Origin of the sequence: Barnesiella viscericola DSM 18177 (assembly GCF_000512915.1) — a bacterium.
In the GTDB taxonomy this organism is placed as follows: domain Bacteria; phylum Bacteroidota; class Bacteroidia; order Bacteroidales; family Barnesiellaceae; genus Barnesiella; species Barnesiella viscericola.
Map to the genome: position 1 here is coordinate 1270145 of NZ_CP007034.1, position 15145 is coordinate 1285289.

Genomic DNA, 15145 nt, shown 5'->3' on the forward strand with positions numbered 1-15145 from the left:
TACGCCGATAGCCATAAATAACGTATCTTTGCGGGTAAAATCATCAAGCGTAAAAAAATGCTGCAAACCAAAAATTTGTGTGGCGTGACGTTGCAGTACAACGTCGAGGGCGAAGGCTATCCCGTGATACTCATGCACGGGTGGGGGTGCAACCACACCACCGTCGCCTCGATCGAACGGCTGCTGGCCCCCCACTTCAAGGTCTACAACCTCGACTTCCCGGGATTCGGCGGCAGCAGCACACCGCCCGCCGTGTGGGGCGTGGAGGAGTACACCCGTCTGCTCGAAGCCTTTGTCAAGGCCGAGTCGATAGAGCGTCCCATACTCATCGGCCACTCGTTCGGCGGCCGGGTATCGATACTCTATGCCTCGCGCAATGCCACTCACAAAGTGATTCTGGTCGATGCCGCCGGCGTGAAACCCCGCCGCCCGCTCAAATACTACGTGAAGGTCTACTCGTTCAAGTTGTGGAAACGGCTGCTGCCGCTCGTCGTGGGCCGCAAGCGGGCCGACGAGACCATCGAGGCCTACCGCCGCAAATCGGGGTCGGCCGACTACAACGCCCTCACCGGCATGATGCGCAACATTCTGGTCAAGGTGGTCAACGAGGACCTCAAAGCGGTGATGCCCCGCATCGCCTGCCCCGTGCTGCTCATCTGGGGGAAGAACGACACCGCCACTCCCCTGCGCGACGCCCGCACGATGGAACGCCTCATTCCCGATGCCGGACTCGTGGCCTTCGACGATGCCGGCCATTACAGCTTCCTCGACAAGCCCTATGAGTTCAACGCCGTGGTACAAAACTTCTTACAGCCCGATATAAAACAAAAATCATGAATCTGATACTCCCCATCATCACCTTTCTCGCGTTGCTGTTCTACACCGCCATCGAAATCAAGTTTCAGTTGCAGATGATGCAGCAGAACACCTACCGCAACGACCGCTACAACCGGTGGCTCAAAGGCGAATCGTTCGCCTCGGTATCGCGGCTCGTCGACCTGTTCCTGCTCTTGTTGCTCTCGACCAGCTTCCTGCCGGTGTTCGTACAGATTGTCACCATCACGGTCGTGTTCTACAAGAGCGTGAACCGATTGAAAACCAAATACAAGAAGCCGCTGGTATTTACCCGCCGGGCTACCCGCCTCTACCTCACGGCTCTGGTACTCACCCTGCTCATTGCCGGGCTGGCTGCCGGGCTCACCACACTCAACAATGGCAGCCGCGCGCTGCTGGCGCTCGCCATACTGGCTCCCTACCTCATGATGGCGGCCAACGTGCTGATGCAGCCGGTCGAGCGACAAATCAACCGCAAATACTACAACGAAGCCAAACAGATACTCGCCCAGATGCCCGGGCTCACCGTCATCGGCATCACCGGCAGCTACGGCAAGACCAGTACCAAGCACTACCTCTACCGCATCTTGTGCGAGCGGTATAACGTGCTGATGACGCCCGGCAGTTTCAACACCCCCATGGGGGTTATCCGCACCGTGCGCGAGCAGATGAAACCCTACCACAACGTATTCATCTGCGAGATGGGTGCCAAGCAAATCGGCGACATCAAGGAGATCTGCGACCTGGTGAATCCCCAGATAGGCATCATCACCGCCGTGGGCGAACAGCACCTCGAATCGTTCAAGAGCATCGAGAACGTGCAGCGCACCAAGTTCGAGCTGGTCGACGCCCTGCCCGCCTCGGGCTTTGCCGTGGTCAACAACGACTTCCCCTACATTGCCAACCGCCCCGTAGACAACGTGCCGGTGAAACGCTACACCATCGCCGACACCGGCGCCGACTACCACATCGAGGACATTCGCTACGACAGCGATGCCACCCGATTCACCGTGGTCGGAGGTGGCGAACGCATCGAACTGAGCACGAAACTCATCGGCGAGTGCAACCTGTCGAACCTCATGGCCGCCGTCATCGTGGCCCGACACCTGCAAGTGCCCGTGTCGTCGATACAATACGGCGTGAGCCGCATCGAGCAGGTGGAGCACCGCCTGAACATGAAACGCACGCCGGGCGGCATCTCGATTATCGACGACGCCTTCAACTCCAACCCCGACGGGGCCCGCATGGCACTCGACGTGCTGCGCCGCATGACGCAGGGCAAACGTATCGCCATCACCCCGGGCATGATCGAGTTGGGCGACAAACAGGTGGAGTACAACCGCACGCTGGGCCGTCAACTGGCCACCGCCTGCGACTACGTGATGGTGGTAGGCCGCTACAACCGCGACTCCATTCTGTCGGGGTTGCAGGAGGCCGGATACCCCGAGGAGAAGCTCTTCGTGGCCGACTCCTTTGCCGAGGCACAGGCCCGGCTGGCCCAGGTAGCCGAGGCCGGCGACACCGTCCTCTATGAGAACGACCTGCCCGATACCTTCAAGTAAAACCCGATTATTATCACAAAACAAGCAATACAGTTTATCACAGAAAGATTATGAAAACTACCGTTGGTGTTTTTTTCGGAGGCCGCTCGACCGAGCACGAAATCTCCGTTATCTCGGCTTTACAAGCCATCAATGCCTTTAACAAGGATAAATATGAAATCATACCCATATACATCACCAAGCAGGGTCGCTGGTTCAGCGGCGACGCCCTGCTCACGGTGAAGAACTACCGCGACATGGCCGCCCTGCAAAAGATGTGTACCGAGGTCTACATGATTCCCGAATATGGCGACTACAACGTCTACCGCAAGAAAAAGCCCCTCTTCGGGAGCAACGTGTGGGCCAAGCTCGACGTAGTCGTGCCTGTGCTGCACGGCAGCAACGGCGAGGACGGCATCTTCGAGGGCGTGCTCGAATCCATCGGCATTCCCTATGCCGGTTGCAACACCCTGGCCTCGGCTAACGGCATGGACAAAATCACCATGAAGATGATCATGCAGCAGAGCGGAATCCCCATTGTCGACTACGTGTGGTTCACCGACAAGCAGTGGTTTGCCCAGCGCGACCAGCTTATCGAGGAGATTGAGACCCGCCTTGGCTACCCCGTCATCGTAAAGCCGGCCAACCTGGGTTCGAGCGTGGGTATCTCGCACGCCGACAACCGCGAAGAGCTCATCGCCAAAATCGACGTGGCCGAGAAATACTCGACCCGCATCGTCATCGAGGATATGGTCGAGGAGCTGAAAGAGATCAACTGCTCGGTACTGGGCGACTGCGACGACTACCGCACCTCGGTGTGCGAGGAGCCCATCAAGAGCGGCGACATTCTCACCTACGAAGATAAATATATGGGAGGCGGCAAATCGAACAAGGGCATGCAGGCCACCCAAAAACGTATCCCCGCCGACCTCACCCCCGAGGAGACCGCCCGCGTGCAGTTCCTGGCCGGCGAGACCTTCCGGGTACTCTCGTGCCACGGCGTGGCCCGCGTCGACTTCATGATCGACGGCAAGAGCGGCAACATCTACGTAAACGAAATCAACACCATTCCCGGCTCCCTCTCGTTCTACCTGTGGGAGGCATCGGGTATCCCCTTCGACCAACTCATGGACCGGCTGGTCGACCTCGCCCTCAAACGCAAACGCGAGTCGGCCATGAAGACCGTCAGCTACGACCAGAACATCTTCAACCTGGGCAAGGGCCTCAAAGGCGGCAAGATGGGGGCGAAGTAAGAGAGACGACCGAAACTCGGTTGATACATGATTTGGGGGCATACCGGCTGATTGCCGGTATGCCCCCAAATCATAGATACCCTAAAAAGATGCCTCTCTCCACACAAAAACTCCCGAGGTGCAACACTCATCACCCCGGGAGTTTTTAATTACATTGAATACCAAAAAACACAATACCTATTTATAGAGAGAAAATGTCGTTTTCCTTCGGTTCCGGTCCGCCCGGCCCGGGCTTACCCGGCTCCGGCTTGAAAAGGTAGGGTCTCAATACCTCCTCTTCCATCGCTTTCCAGCGAGCATATTGCGAATTGTCGAGCGCCTTTTTCAACTTCTTGTCGCGCTTCTGTGCGGCCTTGTCCAGCTCCTTGGCCACCTTCTCGGGGTCGGGCCTGCTCTCTTCCACTTTCTCCCCTCTGCGGCATGGGCCGATACTTGAAAATCTTCTTTTGCTCTTCAAGTTGTATCTTGTAGACTTTCTTATACTGCTTCTCACTCAGCCCCAGTTCGGTACGCATCACCTCGGTGATGCGACGGGCGTTCCCCTCGGGCGAAGGTATATCCTTGTACGATTTGAGCGGAGCGTCGGCAGCCCACACGGTTGTCAGCAATCCCGACAAGGCCACCAGCCAAACACCTATCTGCAATCGACTCTTCATCGTCTTCTTCTTTTTCTCTGCTACAAAGAAACATCGAATATGCGACGGTTGAAAATAGTTTAGACATAAGGGCCTATTGTCTCGACGAACCGCCCGGTCAAACGGCTGCAAACGAATTGCGGCGGTCCCTACGGTCCGCCGCAATCTTATCTTTTCTTTGTATCGTCATATCTCACGCCATGAACTTGCGATAGCGCACCCGATGGGGCTCCACATCGCCCAGCCGTTTCTTCTTGTTTTCCTCGTACTCGGAGTAGGAACCTTCGAAGAAGAAAACCTTCGAGTCGCCTTCGAAGGCGAGGATATGGGTACAGATGCGGTCGAGGAACCAGCGGTCATGCGAGATGACCACGGCACACCCGGCAAAGTTTTCGAGACCCTCTTCCAGTGCCCGCAACGTATTCACGTCGATATCGTTGGTAGGTTCGTCGAGCAGCAGCACGTTGCCCTCCTCTTTCAGGGCCATGGCCAGGTGCAGCCGGTTGCGCTCTCCACCCGAGAGCACCCCGATGAGTTTCTCCTGGTCGGCTCCCGTGAAGTTGAAGCGCGACAGGTAGGCCCGGGCATTCATGTCGCGGCCGCCCATGCGGAAGGTATCGAGACCGCCCGACACCACTTGATAGACAGTCTTGGCCGGGTCTATATCCTTGTGGGTCTGGTCGACGTAGGCAATCTTGACCGTCTCGCCCACCTCGAACGAGCCCTTGTCGCACTGCTCCTGCCCCATGATGAGCTTGAAGAGGGTGGTCTTGCCGGCTCCGTTGGGACCGATTACCCCCACAATGCCGTTGGGCGGCAGCACAAAGTCGAGATTGTCGAAGAGCAGTTTGTCGCCATAGGCCTTGGCCACGCCGTGCGCCTCGATTACCTTGTTGCCCAGACGGGGACCGTTAGGGATAAAGATTTCGAGCTTCTCCTCGCGCTCCTTCTGGTCTTCGTTCAACAGCTTGTCGTAGGAGTTCAGACGGGCCTTACCCTTCGACTGACGGGCCTTGGGGGCCATGCGCACCCACTCCAACTCGCGTTCGAGGGTCTTGCGGCGCTTGCTGGCCTGCTTCTCCTCCATCTCCATGCGACGGGTCTTCTGTTCGAGCCACGAGGTGTAGTTGCCCTGCCAGGGAATGCCTTCGCCACGGTCGAGTTCGAGAATCCAGCCGGCCACGTGGTCGAGGAAGTAGCGGTCGTGGGTGATGGCAATCACCGTGCCGGGATACTGGTGCAGATGCTGTTCGAGCCAGTCGATCGACTCGGCGTCGAGGTGGTTGGTAGGCTCGTCGAGCAGCAGAATGTCGGGCTGTTGCAACAGCAGCCGGCAGAGAGCCACCCGGCGACGTTCACCCCCCGAGAGGTATTTCACCAACTGGTCTTCGGGCGGACAGCGCAGCGCGTCCATCGCCTGTTCCAGCTTGTTGTCGATATTCCAGGCGTCGGAGGCGTCGATGTGGTCCTGCAACTCGGCCTGACGAGCCATGAGGGCCTCCATCTTGTCGGGGTCTTCGAGCACCTCGGGGTCGCCGAACGACTCGTTCACCTTTTCATACTCGGCCAGCAGGTCGAGGATAGGCTGCACGCCCTCCTGCACCACCTCTTTCACCGTCTTTTCGGGATCGAGCTTGGGCTCCTGTTCGAGGTAGCCCACCGAGTAACCCGGCGAGAATACGACCTCACCCTGATACGATTTTTCAACTCCGGCGATAATTTTCAGCAAGGTCGATTTTCCCGAGCCGTTGAGACCGATGATTCCGATCTTCGCTCCATAGAAAAACGAGAGATAAATGTCTTTCAATACTTGTTTGTGAGGCGGAAACATCTTGCTCACGCCCACCATCGAGAATATAACTTTCTTGTCGTCGGCCATATAAAAGCTGATAAAAAGATTGTGAATGGAGTGTTATTTTTTGGTGGGTGTCGCTTTCACCCGGTAGTCGCAGCGCACGCGGCCCTTGATGATGTTGACCAGCTTCGACTTGATGAGCTGCTTGCGAATGGGCGAGATACGATCGATGAAGACCTTGCCCTCCAAGTGGTCGTATTCGTGTTGCACCACCCGCGACAGATAACCTTCGATGACCTCGTCGTGGGCCACGAAATCCTCGTCGAGCCATTTCAAATGAATCTTTTCGATGCGAGGCACCGGCTCGTGAATACCGGGCAGGCTGAGGCACCCCTCCTCACGGGTCTCCTTGCGGCCGTCTTCGAGTACTTCGAACTCGGGATTGATGAGGGTGAGTTTCTTGCCTTCACAATCGGGGAAGTATTCGGCCATGGGGCTGGCGTCGATGACAATCACGCGTATCGAGAGCCCTATTTGCGGAGCTGCCAGTCCGATGCCGTCGGCGGCATACATCGTCTCATACATGTTCGCAATCAGCTCTTTGAGCTGGGGGTAAGAAGCATCGATCTCTTCGGTCTCCTTACGAATTACGGGGTGTCCGTACAGGTAAACAGGTAGTACCATATCTTATCGTTTTTTACTTTCCAAATAATCTTTGAGGATAATCGTAGCACTTATCTCGTCGACCAGCTCCTTGTTGCGGCGGGCCATCTTGGAGAGGCCTCCGTCGAGCATGGCCCGATGGGCCAGCACCGAGGTGAACCGCTCGTCGAAAAACTCGACGGGTACCTGCGGAAACAGTTTCTTGAACCGGTTGACAAAGGGGGTGATATAGCGCATGTTCTCCGAGGGCTCGTTGTTCATCTGCCGGGGCAGCCCCACCACGATGCGCTCGACCTCCTCGCGCTGCATGTATTGCGTGAGGAACTCGATGAGCTGCGACGAAGCAACGGTGGTCAAGCCGTTGGCGATAATCTGCAACGGGTCGGTCACGGCTATGCCTGTGCGCTTCTTGCCATAATCTATCGAAAGTATCCTTGCCATATACTGGGCAAAGATAGCTATTTACACGCGATTTGACAAATTTACACGATGCTTCGACTTATTTCGGACTCTCACCCGGGGACTCCTAAAAAAGCTACGTTTTCATTTGTCTCTCCTTTCGTCTTTTTCTATCTTTGTAGAAGATAGGAGTCGGCTCGGCCTTGTCAAACTTGAAAACACCGTTTTCGTTTGCCACGGCTCTCGCCTTTCACTATCTTTGTAGAAACAGGATTCAAATACCATGAAACGACACTCAATCCATCGTCATTTATTTCTAATTGGTGCTATGCTATACGGGCTTCCGCTCTTCGCAAAATTCTCGCCCGTCGACTATGTGAACCCGCTGGTGGGCACGCAATCGAAATTCGAACTCTCGACCGGCAATACCTACCCGGCCATCGCCATGCCGTGGGGCATGAACTTCTGGACCCCGCAGACCGGCGACCTGGGCGACGGGTGGACCTATACCTACACGGCCGACAAAATCAAGGGTTTCAAGCAGACACACCAGCCCAGCCCCTGGATGAACGACTACGGTCAATTTTCGCTCATGCCGGTAACGGGCAGCAGAGTCTTCGACCAGGACCAACGGGCCAGTTGGTTCTCGCACAAGGCCGAGGTGGCCAAACCTTACTACTATAAGGTCTACCTGGCCGACCACGACGTGACAACCGAGATGACCGTGACCGACCGGGCGGCACTCTTCCGCTTTACCTTCCCCGAGGGGGAAAATTCGTATGTGGTGATTGACGCTTTCGACCGGGGTTCTTCGGTACGAATCATTCCCGAAGAGAAGAAAATCATCGGTTACTCGACCCGCAACTCGGGCGGGGTTCCCGAAAATTTCAGAAACTATTTTGTCATCGTCTTCGACAAACCCTTCCAGACTACGGCCGTGGCCCTCGACAACGCCATCAAAACGGGCCAGACCGAAGCGCAAGGCAATCACACCGGAGCCATCGTGGGTTTCTCGACCCAGCGGGGCGAGAAGGTTCACGCCCGGGTGGCCTCATCTTTTATCAGCATAGAACAGGCCGAACTGAACTTGAAGGAACTGGGCAACGGCAACTTTGACCGACTGGTGAAACAGGGGAAAGCCCGCTGGAACAAGGTGCTCTCGCGCATCGAAATCGAAGACCCCAATCCCGACAACCTGCGCACCTTCTACTCCTGCCTCTACCGTTCAGTGCTCTTCCCCCGCACGTTCTACGAAATCGACGCCGTGGGTCGGGCCGTCCATTACAGCCCCTACAACGGCCAGGTACTGCCCGGCTACCTATTTACCGATACTGGTTTCTGGGACACCTTCCGTTCGCTCTTCCCCCTGCTCAACCTCGTCTACCCCTCGATGAACAAGAAGATGCAGGAGGGACTGGTCAACGCCTATCGCGAGAGCGGATTCCTGCCCGAATGGGCCAGCCCGGGGCACCGCGACTGCATGATCGGCAACAACTCGGCTTCAATTGTAACCGATGCCTACGTCAAAGGAATCCGCGGCCACGACATCGACAAACTGTGGGAAGCGGTGAAACACGGCGCCAACGCCCAACTCGAAGGGTCGGCCTCGGGTCGGGTGGCTTTCGATGCCTACAACCGCCTGGGCTATGTACCCAGCAACCTGGTGGGACAGAGCGTGGCCCGCACGCTCGAATATGCCTACAACGACTGGTGCATCTACACACTGGGTAAGCAACTGGGCCGACCCGAGAGCGAAATCGGCATCTACAAGCAGCGCAGCCTCAACTACCGCAACGTCTATAATCCCCAAGAGCAACTCATGGTGGGACGCGACGACCGGGGGAACTTCAACCCCGACTTCCGGGCGACCGACTGGAGCAATGACTTCTGCGAAGGGAACAGCTGGCATTGGAGCTTCTGTGTCTTCCACGACCCGCAAGGGCTCATCGACCTGATGGGTGGACGCCCGGCCTTCAACCACATGATGGACTCGGTCTTTGTCATACCCAGCTATCTGGGAATGGATAGCCGCGACATGATTCACGAGATGCGCGAGATGCAGGTGATGAACATGGGCCAGTATGCCCACGGCAACCAACCCATACAACACCTGGTCTACCTCTACAACTACTCGGGCGAGCCCTGGAAGGCGCAACATCACGTGCGCAACATCATGCACAAACTCTATGCCGCCACCCCCGACGGCTATTGCGGCGACGAGGACAACGGCCAGACCTCGGCCTGGTACATCTTCTCGGCACTGGGTTTCTACCCGGTGTGCCCGGGTACCGACCAGTATGTGCTGGGAGCCCCGCTTTTCCAAAAGGCAACCTTGCACTTGGAGAACGGGAAATCGCTCCTCATCGAGGCCGACAACAACTGTGATACCACACCCTATATCCGCTCGATGAAGCTCAATGGCAAGAGCTATACCCGCAACTACCTGACTCATGAAATGCTTACCCAGGGCGGGCGCATACAGTTTGTCATGGACTCGAAGCCCAACCGCAAGCGGGGTACCGAGCCCGGCGATGCCCCCTACTCCTTCTCCTTGGAGATGGAATGATACCGACACTTTTTATCACAAACACAATCCATAATTTTGTCTCTCCCTCTATGAAAACCTTTGCCCAAGTAAGTTGCCTGTGCGTAGCCCTCGGCTGTGGCGTATCCTATGCCCAGGCCGCGCCCGAACCCGTGGCCATTGCCCGGCAAGACAACACCCGCGTGCAATACACCAGCCAACGTCCACAGGAGCGCCTGTTCGTATCGAATGCCGTCGAGAAACAAATCGAGCGGGTAAAAGCCCTGCTCACCAACGCCCGCCTCGCCTGGATGTTCGAGAACTGCTTCCCCAACACGCTCGACACCACCGTCCACTTCGACGGCGACAACGATACCTTTGTATATACCGGCGACATTCACGCCATGTGGCTGCGCGACTCGGGCGCCCAGGTGTGGCCCTATGTGCAGCTGGCCAACGAAGACCCCCAGTTGAAAAAGATGTTGGCCGGGGTAATCAACCGCCAGTTCAAGTGCATCAACATCGACCCTTATGCCAACGCCTTCAACATGGGCCCGACCGGGGGCGAATGGATGTCGGACCTCACCGACATGAAACCCGAACTCCATGAACGTAAATGGGAAATCGACTCGCTGTGTTACCCCATTCGGCTGGCCTACCACTACTGGAAGGTGACCGGCGACGCCAGCGTGTTCGGCGACGAGTGGCTCAATACCATCGCCCATATCCTGCGCACCTTCAAGGAGCAACAGCGCAAAGAGGGTCCCGGCCCGTACAGCTTCATGCGCCGCACCGAGCGGGCTCTCGACACGATGACCAACCGCGGACTGGGCAATCCCGTGAAACCGGTGGGGCTCATCTGCTCGGCCTTCCGCCCCTCGGACGACGCCACCACCTTCCAGTTCCTCGTCCCCTCCAACTTTTTTGCCGTGACCTCGCTGAGAAAGGCTGCCGAAATTCTGCGCACGGTCAATCACAACGAATCCCTGGCTGAAGAGTGCAACACACTGGCCCAGGAGGTGGAGACCGCTTTGCAAAAGTATGCCGTGCACAACCACCCGAAATATGGCAAGATCTACGCCTTCGAGGTCGACGGCTTCGGCAACCAGCTGCTCATGGACGATGCCAATGTACCCAGCCTGCTGGCCATGCCCTACCTCGGCGATGTCGACGTGAACGACCCCATCTACCAGAACACCCGCCGATTCGTGTGGAGCGAAGACAACCCCTACTTCTTCAAGGGGAAGGCCGGCGAGGGTATAGGCGGCCCGCATATCGGATACGACATGGTGTGGCCCATGAGTATCATGATGAAGGCCTTCACCAGCCAGGACGACCGGGAAATCAAGGCCTGCATCGAGATGCTGATGAAGACCGATGCCGGCACGGGATTCATGCACGAGTCGTTCCACAAGGACGACCCCTCGAATTTCACCCGCCCCTGGTTTGCCTGGCAGAACACCCTGTTCGGTGAACTCATTCTCAAACTGGTAAACGAGGGAAAGGTCGACTTGCTCAACAGTATAGACATTCAATAAAGTCTACCCAACCCATTACAAAAGCCCAAGGAAAAGGTTACCGCCGGTATCAAACGGTAACTTTTTCCTTTCATTTTTTTAAAACAGATATGCAATTTCTTAAAAAGAGCTAAAATCAGAAACTTTTTTACCAAAAACATGTTGTAAAACATACAAAAGCAATATATTTGCACTGTGTTTTTCATGGTATTAGATTTAAGGTTAATAAGGATTGGTTGTCGTGAGACAATCAATTTTTTTTTGTCCCTACCCCAAAAAAAAATCGGCCCTGCCACGGAATACACGTGGAGAGCCGATACATAAACAAACAACACTAACCCAACTTTCTTACCCGATTTACGGTATCGTGATATAAAGAGGTGAGCCCGTGAACAGAGGCTCGATTACGCCACCCTTCACCTCGACGCGACCGGCCTTGCCATACAGGTCGGAGGTAACCAGTTCGCCGTCATTACCCCCTACCGTCAGTTTCACCGAGTGAGGTTCTATCGTATCGGGGCTTTTCATCAATTCGGGGGCAGCCCATACCACCAGTTTCACCTTCCCCTCGGGGTTGACAAAGCGCAGGGCAAAGTCTCGCGAACGCTCCAACGGAATGCGACGCTCCAACTTGTAACCGCTCAACTCCTTGACCAGATTCTTGCAGGCCTCGTAAGCGGGAGTCGTCTCCCCCCCTTTGTGATAGAGGGCAAAACCCTCCTTGCCGCCCCACTCATACCAGATGGTTACCGGCAACCCTTCGAGCAGGTCGATCAGGTATTGACGCACCACATGCCAGGCCTGATACTCCTTGGCCAGCGCCGGGTCGCCCCCGGCATATCCCTCGGCCTTACCCAGCGGGAACCCCCGCTCCGAGTTAATCCACAGGCGGTCGGTCTTGCCTCCGGCCTGTTTCATCAGGTCGCGCGTGTGTGCATAGGCTTCGATATAATCTTCGGGTGCCTTTACCCCATAGGGGTGAACCGACCATATATCCCAGTCGATATCGAGCATGCCCTCGGCAAAACAGTAGCTCATCCATTTGTACGACTCGGTCCACATGTTCGACACCGAGCCAGCCAGCACCACGCAGTCGGGGTTGGCCTCCTTCATGGCCGGAACCGTGGCACGCACCAGGCCGGTGTACTCCCGGGCATATTGGGGCGAATTGCCCACCTTGCCGTGGCGTCCCCAGAAAGTCATCGTGTTGGGCTCGTTCCACACCTCCCACACAATATTCCGCCCGCGGTAATGCGAAGCCAACTGAGCCGCAAAGCGGGCATAGGCCAGACGGGCCGACTCGTCCTTCACATGGCCGTAGAGCTTGTTGCTGAATGCCATGCAGCCGATAATACTCAACCCGCGTTTCTCGCAATCGTCGACAAAGCGGTCGTACTGACTGAAATCATACACACCTTTCTCCCGCTCGATCGATTCCCATATGAAACCGCGGCGTACCCATTTCATACCCAGCGCCTGCACCCGGTCCAAATCGTCGGGGCCGTCGGTATCGCCTTTCAACTGCACACCCATGTTGTAGGGAATGGTACCGTCAGGAATAATTCCCGGTCGCTCCGAGGCAGCCAAACCCGGCAATATCCACCCCACGAGAAGCGCACTCACCCAAATTTTCATCTTCATAACTACACTATTTTTTTAATACTTGTTCGTTGTATATATATTAAAGACGAAAATTGGTGAGATTTCTACCCAACCTGAGTTTGGAATATATCAAAAAGAATGTGTGAATATAGCCATCTGACTACAAAAAAAGCCTGCGAGCAGGATTCTCACAGGCTTTATAACATCGGAAGGATTCAACCACACGGCCTCCCCTCACCTGGTGCGGACGACGGGACTCGAACCCACACGTCGCAAGACACTAGATCCTAAGTCTAGCGCGGCTACCAATTACGCCACGTCCGCAAACGATAGTGCAAATATACGAGAAGTTTATAAAATTACAATAAATCGCCCGACAAACTTTTGCCCGGGAGCAGGTGTCGAGCCTCACTCCGAGCCGGTTAAGTAGGCAATCGCCCGGTCGAGTATCGTGTCGTGTCCCTGCTCGGCCTGTTCGAGATCCATATCCATTTTGTAGCCTTCGGTGGGAGCCACGCCAAACTCGGTGTGCTGACGGCTCGCATCATAGATGGGCGAGGCCGAGAAGCGTATGCTCCACCCGTTGGGAAGCTCCGACGAGAAGGGCAAGCCACTGCCTCCGCCGGTAATGTCGCCCATCACGACAACTTGAGGCAGCTCCTTCATCACCGACACAAAATTGTTGGCCGCGCTATACGTTCCCCGATTGGCAAGCACCACAACCGGTTTCTGATAGCGAATGCGGTTGGAGGGCGAGTATTTGATGGGATAGAGTTCCGAAAAATCCTGATGCCCGGGTCCCGTCTTGTGCGAGATATACCCCACCAGAGTCTCCTGGTTGATAAAGCGCGAGACCAGCGTCTCGACATTCGACAGCGAACCGCCGCCATTGCTGCGCACGTCGATGATCAGGCCCGTCGAGGTCGACAGGTAGGCCAGTATCTGGTCGAGGTTACCCTCGCCGATGGTGCTCGAGAAGCTGCCGTAGTACATGTATCCCACGTTCTGCGGCAGAATCTTGTATTTGATGCCGCTGGTATAGCGGTAGTCGAAGTTGAGATAGTATTCGTCGATGAGCCGCTCCTGATAGTTCTCGGGCGAACCGTAAAGCCAGTCCCAGTAGCGCGACACGTCATGGGCGGCCGACAGATTCACGTGTCCGTCCTTCAACTCCATGAGCATGTCACCGCAGACGCTGAACAGCTCCTCCGAGGTCATCTTCATCGTCAGTTTCTTGCGGTACTTGATGCGCACCTGCTCCCAGTCTATCTCCTTGTATTCAAAGAAACAGTAGCGCTCGTCGAGAATGGTCCACAGCGCATCGAAATTGCCATAGGGGTCGTTCTCGAAGACCTCGACCTTGTGGCACGACGTGAAGGAGAGGAGCGACAGGAGCGAAACCAGAAATCCTATTTTTGTAAACTTGCGTATCATATCCTACTCTGCTTCCTTTTAATTATAGACCGATACCACCCGACGGGCCGGGGGTGCCGAACGAAATATCTCGCCCGAGATACCCAACACGAACATGTGGCCCAGCACCTGGGTATCGAGGTGATTCACATGGGTAGTGCGCATGAGTTGCCGGTAGCCCAGACGCAGAGCCATCTTGCCCAGATGAAGGTCTACCGAGAGGTAGTTGCGCAGGTCTACCCGGTTGTGCCACGCCCCGAAGTGGACAATGCCGGCGGTATTGCCCAAATAGAACATTTCGTAATAGGACTGGCCGAAGGCCGGGGAGAAGAAGGTGCCTACCACCGGCAACGATACCTGATAACGGAAGGTGAGCGGTAGCCGCCCCACCTGCAGGTGATACGAAGCCATGGCCGTGGCTCCCAGGTCGATGGCCACCTTGGCCGTAGCGGGGTTGTTGGAGTTGCGCAGGTTGTAAAGTCCGCCCAACGTAAGAGCCGCCTCACCGCCACCGGCAAGCCACAGGCCCCGCCCCAACTGCCAGCGTCGCAGCATGGCAAAGGAGTAGTCGAGGTAAAGCGACATCATCGCCCCGTTGCCCGACTGGTTGCTCATCGAGGCAAAGTTGAGCAACACGTTGTGGCGGGTCAACCACTTTTCGGGGGCAAAACTGGCGGCCCGCAACCGCTCGTAACCCAAGGCTACATCGAGGCCGCTGTACCGAATGGGCGACAGATAGGTGTCGAGGGCACTTTGCCGACCGATTTCGAAAGTGAAGGCCGACGCCACGGGGCGCAACGGCTCTTCCTCCGGCGTCTGCCCAGGAGCCGGTTTGGGTCTGGGTTTGTGCACCGACCGATGAACAGACTTCGGCAGGGGCTTCGGAGCCGGCTTCTCGGCCCGCAAGGCTGCCGGGAAGAGCAGCGCAATCCCTATGAGGGAGCACAAGAGTGCCTTACTGGTTGTCAT

At 56.2% G+C, this 15145-nt stretch carries 12 protein-coding genes and 1 tRNA gene; 5 read left to right on the top strand and 8 right to left on the bottom strand.

All coding sequences use genetic code 11. From position 1 onward, the window contains the following. Nucleotides 1-57 precede the first annotated feature (57 nt). The 3 genes from BARVI_RS05005 to BARVI_RS05015 are packed head-to-tail and all read left to right on the top strand — an operon-like array spanning nt 58 to nt 3628. Nucleotides 58-837, top strand: a complete 780-nt coding sequence (locus BARVI_RS05005) for an alpha/beta fold hydrolase (protein ID WP_025278181.1) — start codon at nt 58-60, stop codon at nt 835-837. Next, entirely contained in the window at nt 834-2396 is a 1563-nt protein-coding gene (locus BARVI_RS05010; RefSeq protein ID WP_025278182.1) for a UDP-N-acetylmuramoyl-tripeptide--D-alanyl-D-alanine ligase, read from the top strand. The genes BARVI_RS05005 and BARVI_RS05010 overlap by 4 nt, the downstream gene beginning before the upstream one ends. Nucleotides 2397-2446: 50 nt before the next feature. Continuing rightward, on the top strand, nt 2447-3628 hold the full coding sequence (locus BARVI_RS05015; protein WP_025278183.1) for a D-alanine--D-alanine ligase family protein: 1182 nt from the start codon (nt 2447-2449) through the stop codon (nt 3626-3628). A 233-nt stretch (nt 3629-3861) separates the two neighbouring features. Here the strand turns inward: BARVI_RS05015 and BARVI_RS05020 are convergent, their stop codons facing one another. The 4 genes from BARVI_RS05020 to ruvX all read right to left on the bottom strand — a co-directional run bounded on the left by BARVI_RS05020 (nt 3862) and on the right by ruvX (nt 7162). Beyond that, on the bottom strand, nt 3862-4284 hold the full coding sequence (locus tag BARVI_RS05020) for a hypothetical protein (protein ID WP_025278184.1): 423 nt from the start codon (nt 4282-4284) through the stop codon (nt 3862-3864). Between the two features lie 172 nt (nt 4285-4456). Next, entirely contained in the window at nt 4457-6142 is a 1686-nt protein-coding gene (ettA, locus tag BARVI_RS05025; protein ID WP_025278185.1) for an energy-dependent translational throttle protein EttA, read from the bottom strand. Between the two features lie 33 nt (nt 6143-6175). After that, entirely contained in the window at nt 6176-6742 is a 567-nt protein-coding gene (gene def / locus BARVI_RS05030) for a peptide deformylase (protein WP_025278186.1), read from the bottom strand. Nucleotides 6743-6745: 3 nt separating this feature from the next. Beyond that, the gene (gene ruvX, locus BARVI_RS05035; RefSeq protein WP_025278187.1) at nt 6746-7162 is read right to left on the bottom strand and encodes a Holliday junction resolvase RuvX; all 417 of its coding nucleotides are present in this window, start codon (nt 7160-7162) and stop codon (nt 6746-6748) included. Nucleotides 7163-7403: 241 nt separating this feature from the next. Between ruvX and BARVI_RS05040 the strand changes: the two genes are divergently transcribed. Together BARVI_RS05040 and BARVI_RS05045 are read left to right on the top strand one after the other, a co-directional pair. Further along, nucleotides 7404-9686: a GH92 family glycosyl hydrolase gene (locus tag BARVI_RS05040; protein ID WP_025278188.1), complete on the top strand. Its 2283-nt coding sequence runs from the start codon at nt 7404-7406 to the stop codon at nt 9684-9686. Nucleotides 9687-9736: 50 nt separating this feature from the next. Beyond that, nucleotides 9737-11182 (top strand): glycoside hydrolase family 125 protein, encoded by a 1446-nt coding sequence (locus BARVI_RS05045; RefSeq protein ID WP_025278189.1) that lies wholly within the window; start codon nt 9737-9739, stop codon nt 11180-11182. 336 nt (nt 11183-11518) lie between these two features. Here the strand turns inward: BARVI_RS05045 and BARVI_RS05050 are convergent, their stop codons facing one another. The 4 genes from BARVI_RS05050 to BARVI_RS05065 form a co-directional block, all read right to left on the bottom strand. Further along, nucleotides 11519-12802: a cellulase family glycosylhydrolase gene (locus BARVI_RS05050; protein WP_025278190.1), complete on the bottom strand. Its 1284-nt coding sequence runs from the start codon at nt 12800-12802 to the stop codon at nt 11519-11521. 200 nt (nt 12803-13002) lie between these two features. Next, nucleotides 13003-13087, bottom strand: a tRNA-Leu gene (locus BARVI_RS05055). Nucleotides 13088-13171: 84 nt separating this feature from the next. Next, nucleotides 13172-14197, bottom strand: coding sequence for a S41 family peptidase (locus tag BARVI_RS05060; RefSeq protein ID WP_025278191.1), 1026 nt, complete (start codon nt 14195-14197; stop codon nt 13172-13174). Nucleotides 14198-14215: 18 nt separating this feature from the next. Next, nucleotides 14216-15145: a DUF3316 domain-containing protein gene (locus BARVI_RS05065; RefSeq protein ID WP_025278192.1), complete on the bottom strand. Its 930-nt coding sequence runs from the start codon at nt 15143-15145 to the stop codon at nt 14216-14218.